The sequence below is a fragment of the Vibrio sp. V03_P4A6T147 genome, from assembly GCF_002241085.1.
Classification (GTDB): Bacteria; Pseudomonadota; Gammaproteobacteria; order Enterobacterales; family Vibrionaceae; genus Vibrio; species Vibrio anguillarum.
Genome location: NZ_NDIO01000029.1, coordinates 1 through 22526 on the forward strand (window position 1 = coordinate 1; position 22526 = coordinate 22526).

Sequence of the window (22526 nt, forward strand, 5' to 3'; positions counted from 1 at the left end):
ATCGACCCAGCATACGATGAGCAAGCATTCAACAATGCCGTAATTAGCAAAAAAGATATACTTTTCAAATACATTCTACTTTCCTTTTTCGCATGGGTAGCTGGCGCGCTTATAGCAACCTTGACTTTCATCCCAAAGCGGTTTAAGTGCAAAACTATCATCTGACGAGTGGTGAAATACGTTTAACTGCATCAACTCTTGTTTACGTTTTTCATCAAACTCACTCTCTAACTTGGTATACTGTCCTTGCTTTGCCATATCCAGTACTTTTTGATTGAAAGCCTTAAAGCTGGCGGCTAAACCATTTATGGTTCGCTCTGGAAAATCTCTTACTGTGTAATAAACCGCATAAGGATCAGGAACATGCCAAATCTTGCCATCATAATCCTCAAGAGGAACACCATGAAACTCGGCTAAACCATACATCAATCTGAGGTATAAACGGGAGAGCTCTCCCTCCACCCTACGCTGTATATAAAGGCGACCAACCACTCTTCCGCCCTCTTTTTTACCATGATTAATAAACTCAACTTCTGGCTCTACATAGTCACTGTCCTGCCAGCCAGTGGCTAAATCACGTTGCTTATACTCAGCCAGTTTTTTTCTCACGTATTGCTCGGCGCGATCCTTATCCCAGTGGTCAGAGAAAGAGCGGCTCGCACGCTTCACCAACTTCTTCTCTAGGATCGGCAAGAGATAATCACTGTTGTTGTAGCTTAGGCGTGAATGGTAACCGCCACCAATATCGGAATGAGCTCCTGGAAGGACAAATTCATGAAAATGATCTACCGAATCAACAGAGTTAAGATGGTTAAGGCTGAAGTTATAGCGGCACTCAATGGTAGGATCGGCGGTTAAGTGAACAGCACGCCGAACGCGCTGAGGATCAAGCCATAACCTTACATCACCGTTGTCATGATGAGTTGAAAAATCAAAAGAGAGTAGGTCAACCACAGAAGCAACGGTATCAAACAGGCCAGCGAAAGTAATCTCACAGCTGGCTTTAGCCTCATCTGCTTCACTCCAATCAAACCCATACGCCAAGGAAATGCCGCTCTTTTGGCACGCCTTACTAAACGCTTGAGCAAACTCGCCCTGCTCGCCATCTAGTACCACATTAATAAAATGCCTTGCAGCGGCGGCTCCACGGCTAAAACCAAACACATCGAACTGCAGCTTATCAAGACCATCGACTGTATTTGGCTGAGCACTAGCAAACTTAGCCTTCAAGGCATCAAGATTGCCAGTAAGCTGATCTATACTTGAGCTCACTTTTGCCGTCACACCATATTGACCTATCCCTGCACCTTGCCCAAAAATTTCAGATTCATCTGCTGGTGCAATATTGGTATCATTTCCAGTACCTATACCAGTTATATACACAGCATCAGTGTATATTCCTCCTTCTCGGATATCATCGCTTAGAATATAACGATCAAACAACTTCTGTACATTAGTTAGCTCATTAGTGGCGCTGCCTGCCACTGTCTCTACTTCGCCTTCATCATTTTTAAATAAAGAGATAAAAAAATTATCTTTTTTAGGATAATCAAAACACTCGCTCGATAAGTGAGTAGCAGGAATGTCGTTTTTAAGCCGCCCTGTTTTTCTGGAAATAATGTCGCAATCAACGTTGTATTTCATTTTCCATGTTTGATAGTAATGCTCTAACTGAGTTTTCCCCCACTGCGCACTGTAGCTATTATTGGCCGTACCATCAAAAAACATACCTACACGTAAGGTAATAAAGTTAAATCCTCTCACTTTAAGAACATAACTTTTATCTGTCAGTAAGTTGCAAGCATCCGCTTGACCTTTTTGGTGCCTTACGGGTAGAGCTTGTTCTGGCGTTAATTCGGTTAGATCGCCACTGGTTACGTTTAGAAAACTAGCACTATTACCTAAATGGTCTTGGTATTGCTTGGCAAAATCCAAAGTAGGGTCGGCTTCATTATTGGGTGTTCTCAGCTTACCCTGAGACTCTCTTAACCATTGTTCAGCATCGAGAGTGAGCGTCACCGGGCCGGGGGCAAGTGTTTTAAGCAAGATAGGCGCTTCACCTAATACGACGGGAAATTCATGCTTTGCAGAGTCAGTGATAGTACCAGTGATGCCTTCAAATGGCTTATTGAACTCATCACGGATGATAATTTCAATCCAATGCGTTCGATTTTCACACGGCGCACAAAAAGGGCTAACTCCTGTTGTACTTCTCATTACCAGCTCTCCTTAATGGCCTTTAACTCTTTCAATTCATCCAATGTTAAATGTAAAGGATGGGATAAATCATCAAGCGCGGTATCGGTTGCAGTGACGAGCGCAACTAACGCATGCTGCTCTGCGACCTCATAGCTATTTTGCTTTTCTAATGCTGATTGCAAGGCTGATAATATCGTCTGCTGCGGTGATTCTAAGCGTTGTAAAAGATGCGGCAGTAGCTCCCACCAACGTCTTTCTAAGGAATTGGCATGAACATTTACGTTGTACAAAGGCGCTAGGTGGTGAGGTAACATCTTCCACCAAGTCCCGTGACGAAGCACAAATTCACTGCGTGAGGTATTACTGAAGGTAATGAGAGCGTCTTCTTTATGGTGATCAATCGCCACCAATTGGTTGATGTTGCCTAAAAAGTGATTCACCTCGGCTTCATCCATCGCTCGTAGTATGGGAATAATCACATCACGATCGTAAAAACGAAACATCACTTCTTCGCCATCAAGTGAAGCTATCAATAAGCTTTGTAAATGATCGAGCATTACTTCAGTACGGGTTGAACTGGTTAGAAATAGACCTTGCTGCAAAATCTCGACTGGCAGGTTTAACACTTTCCCAGATACTGGAACGAGCCACGGAGATAAGCCCATTACTGAAGAAAAAGTATCTCCATGAAATAGTACGGCCATGTTTTCGAAACTCATACCGCCGTTTTCAAGCATCGCATGCTTGATTGTCTTATATCCAACAAGCCAATACACAGATCCGCTTTGTTGCGTTACCCATTGATTAATCATCATTACATCCCTGTATTTTGATGGTTATTGGCTAGTAATGCGTTGCCATTCTTGTGGTTTTTCCGCCTTGACCCATTCAGCTTTATGATTAGCTGAAGCGCTTTTTTTCGCATTTTTGACTGGAGGCATGTTTATACTCTGCCGATAGTTTTGGTACCAGAGCTCAAATTGATCGCCACTATTTTGGATAACATCGTCAACTTGATTATTGACTAATGTACGTTTTTTACCCTCAAATGCATCGAGTAGCTTGGTGTCTGTTTTTGCAGTAGATTCGACCTTGGGTAAATAACCTTGCAGTGCGTTTGGAACCGTTCGAAACTCAAAAAGTATCGCTGTTTGTGGGCTTTTAGGATCACCGATGGTGGCGTTATTGATGCCATGCCCCGCTACTTCTCCACCATTTTGAAAGTATTGAAATACATTAACGGCGAGATCATTTGAACACACCGAATAAAGTTCTGGAGTTATTTTGCTACGCACGACTCGAGAATCCTTAGCACTTAATACCTCTAACATTTTCGAAGGCTTAGTTCTTGGTAATATCTCCCAAGCATTTTTCACTTTAGGGTCCGTTAAACCATTAGCATTAGGTGTAATGCCTTCTGATTCTGGCTGCCACTCGTTGATATAAATACCAAATTTTTTCGACAACTCAGCGGTTTTAATATAGATGGACGTTAAGTAAGCAAATACTGAGGAAGCCGTTTCTTCATCATCCAACCGCTCATCGCGAGTTAATGACAAAAACTTATCCTTGAGTGATTTTTTATACCAAGGGGCTAATTCAAGTAACCGAAGCTCAGCATTAGCGCCCGTTCCAAATAATTTAGCGCTAACTCCAACTGTAACCTGCTGCCCACTCGGGGTCATCGAGATTGTTTGACCTTGGTAATCGGCAGCGACACCATTTCCAGCAGCGATAATATGATTCACGTTCGAGATTTCTAGAATAAACTGACCATCATCACTACTCGTAGCCGCAAGCGTTTGATGGTTAAACTGGCTAATGTGCGATGTGAAATACTTCGCTAACCAAAGCATACCTGCTTTACGATCCTCGACGGCTTTTTCATCATCCATTGCACAAGGGTAAGTAATAAGCTCAATTGTATGAGTTTGCCACCCTGTATAATCTCGACCATTTTTAAGATGCGGCGGGCAATGATAACTGCCTTGATTCATATCTTTGGTCAACATGAATAGCGCTTCGCCTTTTGCATTTTTTACATAACCAAATTTTTGTGATGAATTGGCAGGCATCGCGACAATCAAACCACTCAGCTCATTCTCGATACCGATTGAGGAAGTCGGGAAATGAGTACCAAACTCCGGAGCAGGCTTAGTTGTATTTCGAACACGAGCATCTGATGCTAAATTCGTTGCTTGTACCGGCACAGGTTGCGGTGGTGCTAATGGCGGAGGTGGAGGCGGTGGGGGGCTCACTAACCCTTGAGTTTGCTCTAAAGGACAAACTCTTACTGCGGGGATACTTGCCTCTTCAGCTTGCAATAGCGCTTGGTAAAGAATGGTTTGAGGTGGCGCGGGGGATTTTTGCAGTTCAAGCTCACCAGGTAATAACGGTAAATCACCACTAAAACCACTGCCACTGCCCGCACTTCCGCCTGAGTTTAAATTAACGCCCGCCCCAGAAAGATGGACACCAGCAGGATCGACTTTGACAAAACTGCCGCCGGCTGTCACGGTAATTTCTGACCCAGCTTCGATCACCACTTTTTGTCCAGCTTTGATGTGGATTTCATCTCCACTTTCATTAGTCCAAACTTGCCCTGATTTTACGTGCAAGGAACCATCGACCATTAATATACAGCCACCCTTAACCGATTCGCGGCTTTCGCCCTCTACCGTGAGGTGGTGGTTATGTTTAACGTGCGTAAGCTGGTCGTTATCCACCGTGAGGTGCTGGTCGTGCTTGATGTGCGCCGTGGCGTCATTGAGCACCAAGGCGTCTAAGTCTTTTTGCGCGTGTAGGTAGATTTTCTCTTGCGCTGCTTGGTCTTCAAAACTCAGCTCGTTAAACCCTTGCCCTTGGTGCGTTTCACTGCGCAGCACGGTTTTGGTTTTGTTATCCGGCAATGTGTACGGCGCTTTGTTGGTCGCATGGTAGGTACGGCCTGTCACTATCGGTTGGTCTGGGTCGCCGTTAAGAAACGAGACGATGACTTCATGACCAATGCGCGGAATGGCTATCATGCCGTATTGGCTGCCGGCCCAACCTTGTGAGACGCGCACCCAGCACGAGCTGTGCTCATCGCCGTTGGAATATCTGTCCCACGGGAAATGCAGTTTGACGCGGCCATGTTCGTCACAGAAGATTTCTTCGCCATCAGGGCCCACCACCAACGCCATGCAAGGGCCATCCACTTGAGGTTTGGCTTGCGGTGTCGCACGCCACGTGACATCGGCAGGAATGAGCGTGAATTGGTTGCTGTACGTGGTCGCACCACTGCCGCCCTCTTCTTCCAATGCTTGTGGCTGACGCCCTTGGTGATGCACTTGCACTACAACCCAGTCGCGGTTCGCGCTGTCGTCAAGATGCTCTTGTAAGTCGAACTTTGTGCCCGCTTGCAGGCCTGGATGGTTACTTTTTCCGCTCGCGGTACGCGCTTCTCGTCGTAGGTACTCTAAGCGAATTTGATTAAAGGCTTTGCCGCTGATGTCGTCTTTAAAGCGACCCGGTGCATCAAAGTGCTCGTAGGTCGCTTGCTGGTAATCCATTTCGCGCCCTTGCGCTTGCTGAGCAAACGAGTAGCTCGGTTTTTTAAAGCTGTAATCTTGCAGCGCGCTGTGGCTCACTTCGGTTTGGCTGTGTTGCGTTAATTGCGACACATAAGGGCTCTCCATNTAAGTCGAACTTTGTGCCCGCTTGCAGGCCTGGATGGTTACTTTTTCCGCTCGCGGTACGCGCTTCTCGTCGTAGGTACTCTAAGCGAATTTGATTAAAGGCTTTGCCGCTGATGTCGTCTTTAAAGCGACCCGGTGCATCAAAGTGCTCGTAGGTCGCTTGCTGGTAATCCATTTCGCGCCCTTGCGCTTGCTGAGCAAACGAGTAGCTCGGTTTTTTAAAGCTGTAATCTTGCAGCGCGCTGTGGCTCACTTCGGTTTGGCTGTGTTGCGTTAATTGCGACACATAAGGGCTCTCCATCACGCCACCTGCGAGGGCGTTGTAAGGGATAGGCGTTTCTCGCTTTATCAGGCTTTGGCTGTCATCACTGAAAAAGAGAGTGTGTTTCCCCTCTTCATGAATGAAGTGATACACCAAGCCCTCTTCGGCGGCTAAGCGGTGCAAGAAGTCGATATCCGTCTCACGGTACTGCACGCAGAATTCACGCTGAGCACACTCACGTTTCAGCGAGAAGGCGTAGTCGTTAATGCCCATTTCTTGCAGTACGATGGAGAGGATTTCAGGAACGGTTTTGAGCTGGAAGATGCGGCTGTTTTGGCGCAGTGATAGCCGCTCTAATGCCGGGACTAAGGTCAGTGAGTAAAAGGTGTGATGATGGCCAATATCGCCTTTACTGAACTGGCGCACAATGCCGTGCACGCGCTGCACGACAAGGCCATCACGCAACATCTCAAGCTGAGCGGTTTTATCCACCAGCTCCAGCGCCGTTAAGCCAGATTGGCGACTGGCCAGTTTTATCTCATAGCGAAAACCGTAGCAACGCAGGCCCGCTTGCGCGCTATCAGACAGCGATTCCACGCCTTGGTATTCACGTACCACTAACGTGTCGTCTGCCAAACCCTCCACGGTGAGCCTAAAACTTAACCTTGCCATTTTTTTCCCTTCCACATTTGAATGTCGAAAAACCTTAAGCTCAATACATAACTAGGCTACGTACTGAGCTTAAGGTTTTGGTGTGGGCCACTCACCCCAAGGACATGAAACACGAGTGAGCGACCCAAAAACTAAGCGTGATTACGCTTCAACAGGCTTGCGCCAGTCGTCAGAGCCTGAAGTACCCGCATTCACGTGATCCCACAGGATTTTACGGTAAGACATAGAAACCGTAACGTTTTGTGTGAAGTCGCCGTTCGCTGGATCTTGGCAGTGTGGCATTTCACAGTGAATGTCCACGATAGACGCGCTTTCGAGTGTAGTAGTGAAGAAGTTCTCTTGCTTACCTTCGATAGAAGTGCGGTACCATTTTAGCTCAACCGATTTCATCTTCTCGCCAGACGCCAGTGCGTTATAAAGAAGAGGAACCGCTTTGTTTAGCGCTACGGTGAATTTAAATGGTTTGTGAACACGTTGACCAGAAGGCTGACCTGATTGTGGATCAGTCGGTACAGTTACAACGTGGTCAAATTGTTGAACCAACATTTGGTCTTCATGACCTTCAACGAACGCATCACCGATTGAATCAGTAGACAGAGCACCAGCAGTGATCAGGCCCTGAGTTTCGCCTTCGATAGAGATATAACATGGAGTTGGCATTGCAAATTCCTTACTTTAATGATGAATGGTATGAAACAAGTTCACTCGTCATAGAGCAAAGTCAGTGCCAACTCTATTACTATTTAAAATCAAACACTTATATTGTATGTATTTTTGATTGAGCAAAAACCTGCCCAGTATGAGCAAGATATTGCTTCGATGGGTAAAAACTTACCCTCATTCTGAGACAGCCAGATGTAAAAATCCCGATTCACACTGTAAATCGGGATTTTGATGTTGAGACTTCACAAGGAACCATTCAACTCATTAAATTGCAATGGGGTTGACAACTATACCCTTGTCTCTAGCTTATAGTAGAGAGTTGCCAGTGGCGGTACACAGACCAAAATAGATTGGTCTAAACCCTCACTCTCAACGTTTTCCGTCAGTACACGGTTTTTGACTTCAAAACCGCTACCGCCATAGTGTCTATCATCTGTATTAAGCAGTAATTGATACTCACCTTTGACAGGCATACCTAAACGAAAAGCTTGGTGAGGAACAGGGGTAAAATTGGTGATAATTAAAATACGTTCACCGCAGTCACTCATGCGTTCATGCGCAAGAATGCTCGCATCGGCCGCATCTTGTAAGCGCCACTCAAAGCCACGAGGCTCACTGTCTAACTCAAAAAGTGCAGGCTCGGCTTGATACATCTTATTGAGATCTCGCGTTAAATTCTGCACTCCGTGATGGCGTTCAAACTGCAATAAGAACCACTGAAGTTGGTCATCATGATTCCATTCTGCCGTTTGACCAAATTCAGTGCCCATGAAGTTGAGTTTTTTACCCGGCTGGCCATACATGTAACCCATATAAGCACGCAAGTTTGCCGTTTGTTGCCACTCATCGCCGGGCATTTTGTTGTGGATCGAACCCTTGCCGTACACCACTTCATCGTGCGATAGCGACAACACATAGTTTTCACTGTGTGCATAGACTAACGGGAAGGTGATGACGTTATGATGGTATTTACGATGGACAGGATCTTCTTTTATATAGGCCAAACTGTCATGCATCCAGCCCATATTCCATTTGAAACCAAAGCCTAAGCCACCCATAAAGGTTGGCGCTGAAACGCCGGGAAAAGCTGTTGATTCTTCAGCAATGGTCATAGCATTCGGGAAGTGTTTGTACACTTCTTCGTTCATCCACTTTAAGGTGGCAATCGCATCGTAATTTTCTCTGCCGCCATCCACATTTGGGATCCACTGATCATGGCTGCGTGAGTAGTCGAGATAGAGCATCGAAGCAACGGCGTCTACTCGAATGCCATCGATATGGAACTGTTCAAACCAATATAACGCATTCGAGACTAAGAAACGGCGCACATGTTCGCGGCCAAGGTCGTAAATATACGAACTCCAATCTTGATGCCAGCCGCGGCGTGGATCAGGGTCATGGAATAAAGGAGTGCCATCAAAATTGGCTAAACCATGACTATCGGCAGGAAAATGTGCGGGAACCCAATCGAGCACCACACCAAGGCCGGCTTGGTGGCACTGATCCACGAAATATTTAAAATCATCGGGCGTACCGAAACGGCTCGTTGGCGCAAATAAGCCAACAGGTTGATAGCCCCAAGAACCATAGAATGGATGCTCAGAAACGGGCATAAGCTCTACATGGGTATAGCCTAAATCCACCAAATAAGGCACCAGTTGATCAGCCAGCTCACGATAATTTAAAAATTCACCCGCCGAATTACGACGCCAAGAGCCCACGTGCAACTCATAGAAAGAGAGCGCTTGCTTGCGCTTTTCGGTGATGGGGCGAGCTTGCCACGAACGGTCTTGCCATTCATAGCGACGATGATCGTATGTTACCGAGGCAAATGAAGGGTATTGCTCAGCATAGTGACCCCAAGGATCGGCTTTGTGCGGTAACCCTTCACCATGAGGCCCTTTCAATTCAAATTTGTATTGCGTACCTTCGGGTAAGTTGGGCATGAAAATTCCCCAAATACCGTAATCAAGGCGCTGCATTGGATTACGACGTCCATCCCATTGGTTAAATGCGCCAATCAAACTGCACGCTTTTGCATGCGGTGCGTAGACTAAAAAACGGATACCTGAGATTTGTTTACCACCACGTTCCATGGTCACGAACTGCGAACCCATGTGGTGATACATCGATTTCGGCGTATGTAAATCATCATATTCAGCGTATAAACCATGGTACTGATATGGGTCATCGATGAGCTGTTCGACACCTGCCCAATCGACCGCCAATTGGTAGTGGGTAAAACGTAAATCAATATTTGATTTTAGGATGAAACCCGACTCATCTTCACGCTCAAGCAGAATGCGGGGTTGATTTTCCACCACCAGCTCAACTTTTTCGGCACCCGGCATCCAAACACGTAGCGCACCTTGATCGGGTGCGAGGTAAGGGCCTAAAAATGAGAATGGATCTGTAAATGATGCATGGGAAAGTTGGCTATATGCCTGCTTTAGCTTTGAAAGCTTTTTTGTTTTCATATCCCTACTCCTAACCTAACTTTCTTTAAACGTATAAAAATGCCCGCTAAAATGGCGGGCATACTAGCGAGGTTCAGTGTACCGAACTCTGCTGTTACATTGAGTGACCTAGACTAAAATTCTTCATGCCATGATTAAGAAAGATAACACTAAGCCACATCAAGGTTTATTCAGTAAGTGATTATTTACTTACACTCGCTCGCACTTCCGTTAAACGTGCAGCAATGCGATTGACATTATCACGCGCAAATACTTCATCCAAATTCATTGAAAGTTTACGACGCCAGTTAGGGTACTCATTAACGGTACCCGGAATATTAACGGGTTTATCCATTTCCAACCAATCTTCTAACTGAATACTTAACAAGGTCGATGCACCAGATGCAACGTGCAGTTGCAGCGCCTCACTTAAATATGAATCCATTGGAACAAGGCTTGCGTCGCGCCCCACACCCTCAGGCAAATAACCATGCCATGCCACCGAATCCAAAATGCCTTGTTTACATTTCAAACGGTCCTCAAACAAGGCTTCGAGCTGGGCTTGATCGGGGTACAAACCAATTTCGCTCCCCATTTTGAGATCATCGCAATGCCAGAAACCACGCAACGTTGGCATATCATGTGTGCACAGTGCCGACATCGATTGAGCGGCGTAATGTTTCGGTGAGATAAAGCCGCCATCTTCTGCGGTTTCAAAAAAGAACACTTTATAAGAGTGAACACCCGCATCGGCTAAAATATCGACGATTTCATCGGGTACTGTACCCAAATCTTCGCCAATCACGCTGCATTGATGGCGGTGAGATTCCAACGCTAAAATCGCGAGCATATCTTGTACTGGGTAGTAGATATAAGCACCCTTAGTGGCATTTTCACCTTTTGGTACCCACCACAAACGCAGTAAACCAAGTACATGGTCAATGCGCAGCGCACCACAATGTTTCATATTGGCGCGCAGCAGCTTGATATAAGCATCGTAAGCGGTTGCTTGTAATACTTGTGGATTAAGCGGTGGTAAGCCCCAATTTTGACCCAATGGTCCAAGAATATCGGGCGGTGCGCCAATGCTGGCGTCTAAAATCAAGTTACCGGCATCAGCCCAAGTTTCAGAGCCTGAATCAGCCACACCCACCGCAAGGTCGCGGTATAAGCCGACCGCCATGCCTTTTTCTTCCGCGAGTGCTTGGGCTTCATTAATTTGGCCATCAGCAATCCACTGCAAGTACATGTATAGGTGAACTTTATCTTGATTGTCTTCGATAAATTTCTGTACTGCGCTGTTTTCAAAACGACGATATTTTTCAGGGAAAACCGGCCAACCCCATACATTCGGATCTTGGGCATGTAAATCGACATGCAGCGCATCGAATGCCGCTTGGTGCACTAAGCTCTCGCCACCTTCTTCAACGAAATTCAAAAAGGCTTGTGCGCGATCGCTATTTTTATCTAAATGGCGTTTTTTAAATTCGGTGAACAGGAGTGGCAAGACACTCATTTTTAATGTTGCAACTTCGGTATAGTTTACCCAATGCGCTTCACGTACTTTCTGAAGACGTTGCTGAAACTCCGCACTGCCTACTTTTTGCTGCGCATCCGCACTCAAAGCAAATTCAGGCACTGAACTCACGTCAATGTATAAAATATTAAGCCAACGGCGTGACGATGGGCTGTAAGGACTCGCCCCTTCAGGGTTTGCAGGAAAAAGAGAATGAATCGGGTTAAGGCCGACAAAATCGCCGCCACGAGAGGCAATATCCGCCACTAACTGTTTTAAGTCACCAAAATCACCAATACCCCAGTTGTGCTGAGTACGCAGCGTGTAAAGCTGCACACTCGGGCCCCACAATTTTTTACCTTCAGTAATAGGTGCTTGTTTGTAACAGGCTTTTGGCGTCACTATCAGCGTGAGCTCATACGGTGTTTTACGGCGTTTCCGTGTCACCAACAGTTTGTGATATCCCCATGCCAAATCGCTTGGCAATGCAAACACTAAAGGGCCACCCTCAGCGCGTTCATCACGAACGACTTGCGATTGAAGATAGCCTTCAAGTACCTCTCCTTGTTCGGTTTCTAAGCGCCAGTTAAATTCGCTTTCACGTGCGCTGGCACCTAGATAAAGTGGCACTTCCACCGCTTCACCTTCACGAATAACGAGAACAGGATCTAATACATCTTTCTTGTGTTTCTTTTCTGCTGATTTCAGCAGCGTTTCATCATTGGTTGTGTCATAGCCCAAAGACGCCAATAAGCGGATAATGGTTTCATCTTCCACTTTCGCTTCGTCGCCCCACGCGCTTATGTAGCTGTCGGCAATGTTCGCCATCGCCGCTACTTGTTTTAATGCGTTTAGTTGTTTCATCGCTTTCTCCGAAGGGACTTCTTTTCCCTTCAAATGGGTAGGGTTTTATTATAATGAGTCATCATAGAGCCAAGGCCCTAAGGCCTTGGCTTACTTGAAAATTAACGTTTAACGGTTTCTAATTTCCAGATGTTGTTAACGTAGTCACGGATACTGCGGTCAGAGCTGAACTTACCCACCAACGCGGTGTTAAGAATCGCTTTCTTCGCCCAGCCAGCCTGGTCACGGTACTGCTTGTCCATCGCTTGATGCGCTTGTACATACGAAGCGAAGTCAGCCAGCACTAGGTATGGATCACCACCATCAAGCAAACTATCGAACGTGGCTTTCAATTTACCCGGATCGCCTGGGGTAAACTCTTCACCCACCAACAAATCCAGTGAAGCCTTAAGCAGCGGATCCGCATTGTAGTAATCATATGGGTTATAACCACTGGCTTTTAATGCTTCGACTCCGTCCACTTCCAAACCGAAGATGTAGATGTTGTCATCACCCACTTCCTCACGAATTTCCACGTTTGCACCATCCATCGTACCTATGGTTAAAGCACCATTTAGCGCCATTTTCATGTTACCGGTACCGGATGCTTCTTTACCTGCGGTAGAAATTTGCTCGGATACATCGGCAGCAGGAATGATGATTTCAGCTATGCTCACGCGGTAATCAGGAATGAAAACTACTTTTAGCTTGTTACCAATGCGCGGATCGTTATTTACTTTTTCCGCAATTTTATTGATGGCGTAGATGATCTCTTTAGCTAGGTGGTAACCCGGTGCCGCTTTAGCCGCGAAGAACACCACGCGCGGCGTCATATCGAACGTTGGGTCATTCACTAAACGATGATACAAAGAGAGAATATGTAACATATTCAAATGCTGACGTTTGTATTCATGCAAGCGTTTGATCTGCACATCAAAGATGGCATTGGTATCAAGCTCAATACCCATGTTCTCTGATACCCAATCAGCCAGACGCTGCTTGTTGTGTTTCTTAACCGCCATAAACTCTTTTTGGAATTTCGCATCGTCAGCGTATTGCGCAATCGCTTCTAGCTGGTCAAGGTGCGCTGGCCACTCAGTGCCAATTTTTTCCGAAATAAGCGCCGACAAACCTGGGTTACAAAATTTCAACCAGCGACGCGGCGTAATGCCGTTTGTTACGTTGTGCAAACGTGTTGGGTAAAGCTCGTGGAATTCTGGGAAAAGATCGCGTTTTACCAACTCCGAGTGCAGTGCCGCCACACCGTTAACAGCGTAAGAGCCAACCACACAAAGGTTTGCCATACGCACTACACGGTGGAAACCATCTTGAATGATGGAGAGTTTTTGCTGTTTCGACACATCACCCGGCCACTTGGCTCGTACTTCTTGCAGGAAGCGGTGGTTGATTTCGTAAATGATTTCCATATGGCGAGGAAGCAAACGCTGGATCAACGACTCGCTCCAGGTTTCGAGTGCTTCAGGCAGTAGCGTATGGTTGGTGTAGGCGAACGTTTTTGAGCTGATCGCCCATGCTTCATCCCAGCCCATGCCTTTCTCATCAATCAAGATACGCATCAATTCAGGAATGGAAATCGTTGGGTGAGTATCGTTTAGCTGAACGGTTTGATATTTAGGAAGATCAGCAATGTCATGACCCGCCGCAGCATGACGACGCAAAATGTCACGCATTGACGCCGCGCTATGGAAATATTGCTGCATCAAACGCAGTGTCTTGCCTTTTTCGTGGTTATCGTTTGGATAAAGTACTTTGGTAATGTTGCCTGCATCAATCAAGGCATGCTGTGCTTCAAAGTAGTTACCGTTGTTGAAATCAGCCAGTGAGAAAGGCGCAATTGCGCGACATTCCCATAAACGAAGTGGGTAAACCGTGTCGCTTTCATAGCCGACGATCGGTAAATCCCAAGGCATTGCTTGGACAAACATACTCGGAATCCAACGGCGTTTTTCCACGCCATTGTCATTGATAACGTCAACATGGCCGTAAAAACCAATCTCTTGTGCTAGGTGTGGTCGTGCCACTTCCCACGGGTAGCCTTCAACACAACGCCACTCATCAGGAGCTTCTTGTTGGTGGCCCTCACTAAAAGATTGCTTAAACAAACCATATTCATAATGTAAACCATAACCTACGGTTGGGTACTCTTGCGCAGCGCACGAATCCATGAAACATGCCGCAAGTCGCCCTAAACCACCATTACCTAAGGATGGGTCACGTTCTTCTTCTAATAAATCCGTTAGGTTCTGACCTAAATCAGCCATCGCTTCCGTGATTTGCTCATACAGGCCCATGCTGATGAGGTTGTTGCCCGTTAAACGGCCAATCAAGAACTCAAGTGATAAGTAGTTCAGACCCTTAGCGTTAACAATGCGCTCGTCTTGCTCAGTTTCGAGTAGATCAAACATCGTTAATTCAGCCAGTGCGCGCCCCATTGCGAGATACCATGAACGGCTATCTGCATTTTCAATGGTGGTAGCGTAGGTGGCAGTCAGGTGTTTCTTTACGTTGTCTTGGAACGAAGCTTTATCAAACTTCTTCTGTTGCGTAGGTTTCATTAGCGAAATCTCACTTAGTCGTTTTAATTCATCTTCGGCATATCGTGCATCAGCTACGCAAGGTCGGCATCCTCCTAAAAATGACCTCGTTTAGGAGGAGGGCTCAGGGCGTAGAGGGCGAGCACCAGAGTCGCAGTGATCTATCTCTCATTCGTTGCACATAGCGGTTCATAAGCAGTGATTGTGATCACATCACCTTGCTCACTAGCCTAAATACCGCTCATGACGCTAAGGTTTCGATCAGGAATATCAATCTCTCAATATGAGAATTGGCTCTCAAAAAAATGAGCTTCATTTACAAATTACATGAGATTTTGTACATGCTCAGTTTTTATATAGCGCATAACAAAGAAGTTTTAGTGATTAAAGTCACAATTACAGGGCGTAGATGATGAGTAAATGTGAATCCTGCAAGAATCTCGGGATGGATCAATAAACGTGCGTCACGACATCAAGTAACATCCACACAAAATGAGTGATAGTTCACTTGTGTACTCCTAAATAATGATGCTCTTCTTACTAAGCACCTCCAAAGCTGCGATCAGCTTTTAAGTCAGTAACAAGAACAATAAATGGAATCTGGAAGATGTGGATACCTTCTAAGCTTACTCGTCCCGGCCGCCTACACAACGCCATCGTTCGCCCGCGTGTGTTAGAGCTGCTTGCCCAAGCACCTTGCTACAAACTCGTGCTATTTCGCTCGCCTGCTGGTTATGGAAAAACCACCATGGCAGCGCAATGGTTATCAGACAAGACCAATGTGGGTTGGTATAGCATCGATGAAAGCGACAATGATGCGTTCCGATTTATCAACTACTTACTGCAAGCGATTAATAAAGCGACTCAGCAAAGTTGTCCAAATGCCCAAAAACTGGCCGAGCGACGCCAGTTCTCTTCTTTACACTCGCTATTTAGTGAAGTGTTTTCGGAAATGTCTGGCTTTAACAAAGAGTGCTATGTGGTTCTCGATGATTATCATTTGATCGCCGATGACGATATCCACGAAGCGATGCGCTTTTTCCTCAAACACATGCCAGACAACCTAACGCTGGTCGTCACTAGCCGTGCCACACCCCCATTAGGTACGGCCAACTTGCGCGTACGCGATTTGATGATCGAAATTGGTAATGAGCTACTCGCCTTTGATACCGAAGAAACAACACGCTTCTTTAATCAACGGGTCTCTGATGGCGTGGATGATGATACTGCCAACAACTTGTGCACCTATGTCGAAGGCTGGCCCTCTGCACTGCAATTGATTGCCTTACAAGCACAGCACCAAAAGCGCACGTTGGCGCAGACAGCGGAGTCGGTATCGCAGTTTAATCATGCGCATTTATGGGATTACTTAGTTGAGGAAGTGTTTGATCTGCTGGATAAAGAAACGCGCCAATTTTTGATGCAATGCTCGGTGCTCGATCACTTTAATGACGTGTTAGTCTCTGCACTCACCAAACGTGACGACGCGCTGAGCATGATTGAGTCGCTCAACCGCTATGGTTTATTCATTTATCCACTGGAAGGTGAGCACAACTGGTACCGGTTCCACAACTTATTTGCGGAATTCCTCTCTCATGAACGCTTGGCGCGCATCCCGCAGCAGGAACACGATCTACACCGTGCCGCCGCGCACGCTTGGTTGCAAGAAGCCACACCTCATCAAGCGTTGCGTCACGCCACGCTCGCCAACGATACTGACTTACTCGCTACTATCTTGACGCAATTTGGCTGGAAGATGTTCAACCAAGGCGAGCTTTTGGCTCTCGAAGAGGCCATTAACCAACTCTCTCCGGCCCAACTCTATCGCGAGCCTAAACTGTGTATGCTACAAGCTTGGCTGGCTCAAAGTCAGCACCGCTACTTTGACGTTGGGGATCTGCTGACCAAATCGACCAACGAGATGAAAGCGCTCAATGTTCAGCTCAGCACTAAAGAACAAGGCGAATTCAATGCCCTGCGTGCTCAAGTCGCGATCAACCAAAATGAGCCAGAAAAAGCCTTAGAACTGGCGGAATTAGCGCTAAGCCAACTGGATCACACCGTTTACCGCAGTCGTATTGTCGCCACTTCAGTCGTCGGCGAAGTGAACCACGTGCTCGGTCAATTAAGCCGTGCACTCTCGATGATGCAACAAACCGAAAAGCTGGCACGCCAGTATCAGGTTTACCATCAAGCGCTATGGGCATTACTACAGCAAAGCGAGATCTTGATTGCCCAAGGTTATGTGCAAGCCGCTTTTGAAGTACAAGATATTGCCTTCAAATTAATTGAAGAGCAGCAATTACAGCAAGTGCCATTGCATGAGTTCTTACTACGGATACGTGCCCAAATCCTGTGGTGCTGGAACCGCTTGGATGAAGCGGAAGAGTGCGCTTATAAAGGACTACGCGTATTGGGCAACCACTCTCCCAGCAAGCATCTGCACAGTTATTCGATGCTGGCACGTATTGCTATTGGCCGTGGTGAACTCGATAAAGCGGGTAAGTTCATCGAACAAATACAGCACTTACTGAAACAATCGACTTATCACGTAGACTGGACGGCGAATGCTTCGCTCTCACTGATTCTATTTTGGCAAGCTCGTGGCAATGATGAAGCAATGTTGCAGTGGCTCAAGACCACCATTCGACCAGAAAAAGCATGCAATCACTTTTCACAGCTTCAATGGCGTAATATTGCTCGAGTTCAGATTCACTTAGGTCATTTGGAAGATGCGACTCAAACTTTGACGTTTATGCAGCACGAAGCGCAAACTTATCAGTTGATTACTGACCTAAACCGTAATTTGATCCTCGAAGCCGTTCTAGCCACCACAGTGCACAACGAAGAAGTGGCGAAAGAAAAACTCAAAGAGGCCCTACAGCTAACCAATCAGACGGGTATGGTGGGTAACTTTTTAATCGATGGTTCGCAGATCGGCCACTTGTTGGAAAAACTCTCTAGCCGATCCGAATTGGGAGATCTGGAACGCCACCGCGCACAACAGTTAATGAAAGAGATCTCTACCACTCAGCGCAGCCGATCAGTCCATTTCGACGAAGAGTTTGTTGAGAAGCTGGTTAATCACCCAAATATTCCTGAGCTGGTTCGTACCAGCCCACTCACTCAACGTGAATGGCAAGTCTTGGGGCTTATTTACTCTGGGTTTAGCAATGAGCAAATTGCACAAGAGCTGGATGTCGCAGGAACCACCATCAAAACCCACATCCGCAACCTATACCAAAAACTGAATATTGCTAACCGCAAAGAGGCAATCCACACCGCTGAGAATTTATTGCAACTTATGGGCTATTGAGTCGCAGGTACGATCAAAAAGAGCCAGATTATCTGGCTCTTTTCTGTCGTAAAAATGATGGTTAGAAGGTTTTTGGAGCGAAACCAGTCATCACTTCTAAACGCAGTTCTTTGCCCATTGTTGTCATCGGGTGTACCACGATTAAACCTTTAACTGACTTTTTCAATTGACCTAAATCCGCCTGTTCGGCTTTGGTCAACTCACGAGAAAATGGCATATCGAGCAAACTCTTACGCTCTTTGCTCACCGTATAATTTTGCTTGTGTTTTGCTTGAGCGAGCTTTTTCGTCAGTTGTTCTACTTCATCGGTAAATTTGCTGATCATTACTTGATCGCCACGACCTTTAGCCGCATCGAGCTTATGGCGACACGTATCTAAACGGTTATTGAGTTGTTGAATTTCATTTTTCAGGCTCATGGTCACTGGCTCTTCGAAAGTAAAGTGGGCGCGGAGTATATCACAGCCTATCTATACTCTATATAGAAATTAAGCTTAAACCGGTGAAATGAAAGCCACTGGCAAGTCATAGAGGGCATAACAACTCTACTTAGCATTCCAATTTGACATAACACCCATTTTTCATATGAAAATATGCTCTTTGTAGGACGCGGTGCCGCAAACTTAGCTAAGCTATATTTATAACAACAACGAGCATGTCAACCGTCAGTTAAAGTACCAAGGCCAATAACATAACAACAGGAAATAACCATGAGCCTGACTATTCGCCAAAGACTCTACGTGCTATCCATTGTTCCGCTACTGATTATTTCGTTAAGTATGATGTATCTCAGTTTTTCAGAAACACAAAAACTGAATCACGAACAAATGGCTGCTACCCGCGCTAGCATGATGGAGATGAAACAAAATGAGCTGCGTTCATATCTGCAAATTGCCGATACAGCGCTCAAATCACTCAAACAAAAGAACGCTCCCCTCAGCGAAGCCATCACCATACTGCGTGACATCGCGTTTGAAAATAGTGGCTATATCTTTGGCTACAATAGCAAAGGGGATCGACTACTACTGGGCCAAAGTAATGCTGGTTTAGGCGATAACTTTTGGAACATGCAAGATACGCATGGCAACTATTTAATCCAAGATTTAATCAAAAATGCCAAAGTAGATAAGTTCACTACCTACTATTTCCCCAAGCCGGGAGAGACGACACCACTACCTAAATTGGCCTATTCTACCTATTTACCACAATGGGATCTAACGATAGGCACTGGCTTTTACACCGATGACATTGATGCCGTAATCGCCAACATGGAAACACTCGCTGCGGAAAATATGCAAAGCAGTTTAGTCAATATCGGTTTGATGAGCTTGATCATTATCCTCATCGTCGGTTTTTTCGCCATCATTTTAAATCGCAGTATCATGCGTCCTCTCGAGCTATTTGATTTATCGATTCGTTCATTTGCAAGCGGTGACGCTGATTTAACTGCAAGAATGGAAAAATTCAACGCCCCTGAATTTGCAAGATTAAGTGATAACTTCAATGCCTTTGTCTCCAGCTTGCAAAGTATCATTGCGCGCGTGCACCAAGTTGGGCAACAGGTTGTGGATGAAACCAATGACATGACACAACGAGCACAACAAGTTGACGCCATTGCATCAGGGCAACGTGAAGAGACCGATCAAGTAGCGACAGCGATGACAGAAATGACCACGACTGCAACAGAGATCTCGAACAACGCCCACCATGCCGCTCAATCGGCAAAAGATGCTGACGACAACGCCAAAGATGCCCATGAAATTGTTGATTCAGCCGCACAATCGGTACAGGATCTCGCCAAAGAGGTCGCTGAAGCGAGCCTTGTGATTTCAAAACTGGAAGGCGATGTGAAAAACATTTCGTCTCTACTTGCGGTTATCCAAGATATTGCGGAACAAACCAATCTACTGGCGTTAAACGCAGCGATTGAAGCGGCTCGCGCGGGCGAGCAAGGACGAGGATTTGCCGTGGTAGCGGATGAAGTCCGAAAATTAGCCAGCCGTACCCAAGACAGTACAGGGCAAATTCATGCCATGATCGGGCAACTGAAAAATGCCTCTGATGCCGCAGTTAAAGCGATGGATTCAAGCCAAAGTCGTAGCTTAAGCACCGTAGAAAAAGCCAATGCCGCATCGACAGCATTACAAAAAATTCAAGACTCTATTGCCACGATTATGGATATGAACGCACTGATCGCAACTGCAACAGAAGAGCAAAGTATTGTTGGGCAAGAGATATCAGAGCGTATCGTGGTGATATCTGATCAAAGTAGTCAATCGGCTGAACTGGCTAATCAGAACCAAGCGGGTAGCCAACAGCTGAATAGCCGAGCCAACGAACTCTATGAGTTGGTGGACCGCTTTAAAGTTTAGCAAGAAGAGGTAAAACTGAGACTTGTAAGCGTCAGAATGAAGATCGTTGATCACTAAGTAAAAAAGCCATGTCGACATGGCTTTTTTCAATGAAGAGATCCCTAATGACTTACAGGAGATTTCTTTGGTTTAATCGATTTTTTCTTGATATTCGCGTTTATCTTCTGGGCGCAGTTGACGCTGAACACCCATTAAAAAGTTACGCAGGATCTGATCTTTACATTCACGGTAGTGTTTATTGTCAGGCTTGCGGAAAAATGCATTGAGCTCGTGCTTACTTAAACGAAAATCGATGAAAGCTAATGTGTCTAAAATATCTTCTGCTTTCATATCCAGCGCAATACGCAATTTCATGAAAATCATATTATTGGTTAAGCGTGTTTCAGGCTGAGGTTGTTCACCATCGCGTTTACCACGCTTTGTATTGATTAAGCCATTGAGAAATATCGCTAGATCCACATCACTCAACACAGATTCCGTCTCTTTGTTTAGCCAAGTAGTCACTTGCTCTTGAGTAACGCAGCCGTCCGCCGCAGCAAAAATCTCAACCATAGCTGAGTCTTTAAAATCAAAAGTGTAGCGAATACGGCGTAAAATATCGTTATTGGTCAAAATAGATCCTAGGGTTAGATTTCCAGTGCCATCAAGATGACAGACTGTGAAGAAATAGCGCGCCACTGTAGCAGAAGAGCGATCGGACACCTATCTATTTTACTAGATGTAGAGCAATAGAGAAGATGCCGACTGGCCCAAAGAAGCTTTATCTCTCTGGGCCATCACAGTTAGGCTAATTTGAAATCATACCTTGTTCGATACAGCACCATATCTTCAATCGTCAATACAGGCATATTGTGCTTTTGCCCGAACGCAACGATCTCGGGTGTTTTGGCCATGGAACCGTCAGGATTGGTGAGTTCACACAATACGCCCGCAGGCATTAAACCCGCCATTTGCATAAGATCAACCGTCCCTTCTGTATGCCCACGACGAGCCAAAACACCCCCCGCCCGAGCGCGAAGTGGGAAGACATGGCCGGGGCGTGCAAGATCATCGGCTTTAGCATCAAAGCGGGCCGCGGTTTTTATTGTGGTCACTCGGTCTTGCGCTGAAACGCCCGTAGTTACACCTGTTTTTGCTTCAATCGAGACAGTAAAAGCGGTTTGGTTTGCGCTATTGTTATGCATTACCATCGGGGGCAGTTGTAGTTGATTAGCCTGTTCATCGGTCAAACATAGGCAGACGATGCCACTGCATTCACGGATCATCAGTGCCATTTGTTGTGTGGTCAGTGACTCAACCGCATAAATGATATCGCCTTCATTTTCACGATCTTCATCATCAAGCAACAACACGCCTCGCCCTTCTTTAAGCGCAGACAGTGCGTTTTCAACACGAGTAATAGGGTCGCCAAATTTGGCAAGTAGAGATAGCTGATTCATGGTTGTACTCCTAAAAAATCACCAGAATCAGGGCTGCTATGAGGGATCAAATCCAAAACAAATTGCACCAGCTAGCGAACTAACTGGCGTCTCTTCATTCTCTCTCATCCGGACTATAACCGTCGGCTCTGGTTTTTCACCAGATCTGCTGACCTCGATACATCGAGCGCTCGCGGGCTCATCTGCCTTCTCAACTGAAAAAACAAACACACCGCCGGTGGGGAATTTCACCCCGCCCTGAGAATTTAAACTATAAATTGGCTTTAAAAAAGCGATGTCATGGTAGTCGTTTACGATAAAGATGAAAAGTAGGACGAAGAAAAAGTGATGTGCATCGAAAAGGAAAGGCATCCTGCAATTATGCAGTTGGGGGTAACAGGAGCATAGCTAACTCAAGAGTTTAGGGTATGCAAGATGCCTTTATTCATGGTCACCAGTGACATAAATGAATCAGAGCTAAAATCGCCATTACCTCTATAGGGTTACGTGATTTTTCTAAACGCTGGCGGTAATAGATCGCCAGCGGTGTTGGCTGTTTGGTGTCAGTCGTTATGGGG

At 46.0% G+C, this 22526-nt stretch carries 11 protein-coding genes, 1 pseudogene and 1 riboswitch; of the genes and pseudogenes, 2 read left to right on the top strand and 10 right to left on the bottom strand.

What is annotated here, in order from left to right; translation table 11 throughout:
• Nucleotides 1–75: 75 nt before the first annotated feature.
• From B9J84_RS00995 to B9J84_RS01030, 7 genes and pseudogenes are all read right to left on the bottom strand, one after another.
• Nucleotides 76–2217: a phospholipase effector Tle1 domain-containing protein gene (locus B9J84_RS00995; protein ID WP_094123322.1), complete on the bottom strand. Its 2142-nt coding sequence runs from the start codon at nt 2215–2217 to the stop codon at nt 76–78.
• Nucleotides 2217–3014 (bottom strand): DUF4123 domain-containing protein, encoded by a 798-nt coding sequence (locus tag B9J84_RS01000; protein ID WP_404206158.1) that lies wholly within the window; start codon nt 3012–3014, stop codon nt 2217–2219. The genes B9J84_RS00995 and B9J84_RS01000 overlap by 1 nt, the downstream gene beginning before the upstream one ends.
• A gap of 21 nt (nt 3015–3035) precedes the next feature.
• Nucleotides 3036–6810, bottom strand: a pseudogene (gene tssI, locus B9J84_RS01005) (type VI secretion system tip protein TssI/VgrG).
• A gap of 141 nt (nt 6811–6951) precedes the next feature.
• Nucleotides 6952–7470, bottom strand: a complete 519-nt coding sequence (locus B9J84_RS01015) for an Hcp family type VI secretion system effector (RefSeq protein ID WP_013868180.1) — start codon at nt 7468–7470, stop codon at nt 6952–6954.
• Between the two features lie 290 nt (nt 7471–7760).
• A complete protein-coding gene (gene glgB, locus B9J84_RS01020; protein ID WP_094123324.1) occupies nt 7761–9950 on the bottom strand; it encodes a 1,4-alpha-glucan branching protein GlgB in 2190 nt (729 codons plus the stop codon).
• 181 nt (nt 9951–10131) lie between these two features.
• Nucleotides 10132–12309 carry a 4-alpha-glucanotransferase gene (gene malQ / locus B9J84_RS01025; protein ID WP_026027198.1) on the bottom strand — a complete coding sequence of 726 codons (2178 nt, stop codon included), beginning with the start codon at nt 12307–12309 and terminating at the stop codon, nt 10132–10134.
• Nucleotides 12310–12410: 101 nt separating this feature from the next.
• Nucleotides 12411–14864 (bottom strand): glycogen/starch/alpha-glucan phosphorylase, encoded by a 2454-nt coding sequence (locus B9J84_RS01030; RefSeq protein ID WP_094123325.1) that lies wholly within the window; start codon nt 14862–14864, stop codon nt 12411–12413.
• A gap of 586 nt (nt 14865–15450) precedes the next feature.
• On the opposite strand from B9J84_RS01030, the gene malT reads away from it, so the two are divergent.
• The gene (gene malT / locus B9J84_RS01035; protein ID WP_017046883.1) at nt 15451–18159 is read left to right on the top strand and encodes an HTH-type transcriptional regulator MalT; all 2709 of its coding nucleotides are present in this window, start codon (nt 15451–15453) and stop codon (nt 18157–18159) included.
• Between the two features lie 61 nt (nt 18160–18220).
• Here the strand turns inward: malT and B9J84_RS01040 are convergent, their stop codons facing one another.
• Nucleotides 18221–18577 (bottom strand): YibL family ribosome-associated protein, encoded by a 357-nt coding sequence (locus tag B9J84_RS01040; protein WP_026027197.1) that lies wholly within the window; start codon nt 18575–18577, stop codon nt 18221–18223.
• Nucleotides 18578–18868: 291 nt separating this feature from the next.
• Between B9J84_RS01040 and B9J84_RS01045 the strand changes: the two genes are divergently transcribed.
• On the top strand, nt 18869–20530 hold the full coding sequence (locus B9J84_RS01045) for a methyl-accepting chemotaxis protein (RefSeq protein ID WP_019281765.1): 1662 nt from the start codon (nt 18869–18871) through the stop codon (nt 20528–20530).
• A gap of 129 nt (nt 20531–20659) precedes the next feature.
• On the opposite strand, the gene B9J84_RS01050 is transcribed toward B9J84_RS01045, so the two are convergent.
• Nucleotides 20660–21142, bottom strand: a complete 483-nt coding sequence (locus B9J84_RS01050; RefSeq protein WP_038148283.1) for a DUF1456 family protein — start codon at nt 21140–21142, stop codon at nt 20660–20662.
• Nucleotides 21143–21312: 170 nt separating this feature from the next.
• Nucleotides 21313–21969, bottom strand: coding sequence for a 3,4-dihydroxy-2-butanone-4-phosphate synthase (gene ribB, locus B9J84_RS01055; RefSeq protein ID WP_094123326.1), 657 nt, complete (start codon nt 21967–21969; stop codon nt 21313–21315).
• Between the two features lie 92 nt (nt 21970–22061).
• Nucleotides 22062–22218: riboswitch (FMN riboswitch) on the bottom strand.
• Between the last annotated feature and the right edge of the window lie 308 nt (nt 22219–22526).

Bases quoted from the DNA above. Each gene is read 5' to 3' on its own strand.
- ribB (WP_094123326.1), bottom strand. From the start codon at position 21,969: ATGAATCAGCTATCTCTACTTGCCAAATTTGGCGACCCTATTACTCGT.
- B9J84_RS01045 (WP_019281765.1), top strand. From the start codon at position 18,869: ATGAGCCTGACTATTCGCCAAAGACTCTACGTGCTATCCATTGTTCCG.
- B9J84_RS01015 (WP_013868180.1), bottom strand. From the start codon at position 7,470: ATGCCAACTCCATGTTATATCTCTATCGAAGGCGAAACTCAGGGCCTG.
- malT (WP_017046883.1), top strand. From the start codon at position 15,451: ATGTGGATACCTTCTAAGCTTACTCGTCCCGGCCGCCTACACAACGCC.
- B9J84_RS01000 (WP_404206158.1), bottom strand. From the start codon at position 3,014: ATGATGATTAATCAATGGGTAACGCAACAAAGCGGATCTGTGTATTGG.
- malQ (WP_026027198.1), bottom strand. From the start codon at position 12,309: ATGAAACAACTAAACGCATTAAAACAAGTAGCGGCGATGGCGAACATT.
- B9J84_RS00995 (WP_094123322.1), bottom strand. From the start codon at position 2,217: ATGAGAAGTACAACAGGAGTTAGCCCTTTTTGTGCGCCGTGTGAAAAT.
- B9J84_RS01030 (WP_094123325.1), bottom strand. From the start codon at position 14,864: ATGAAACCTACGCAACAGAAGAAGTTTGATAAAGCTTCGTTCCAAGAC.
- B9J84_RS01040 (WP_026027197.1), bottom strand. From the start codon at position 18,577: ATGAGCCTGAAAAATGAAATTCAACAACTCAATAACCGTTTAGATACG.
- glgB (WP_094123324.1), bottom strand. From the start codon at position 9,950: ATGAAAACAAAAAAGCTTTCAAAGCTAAAGCAGGCATATAGCCAACTT.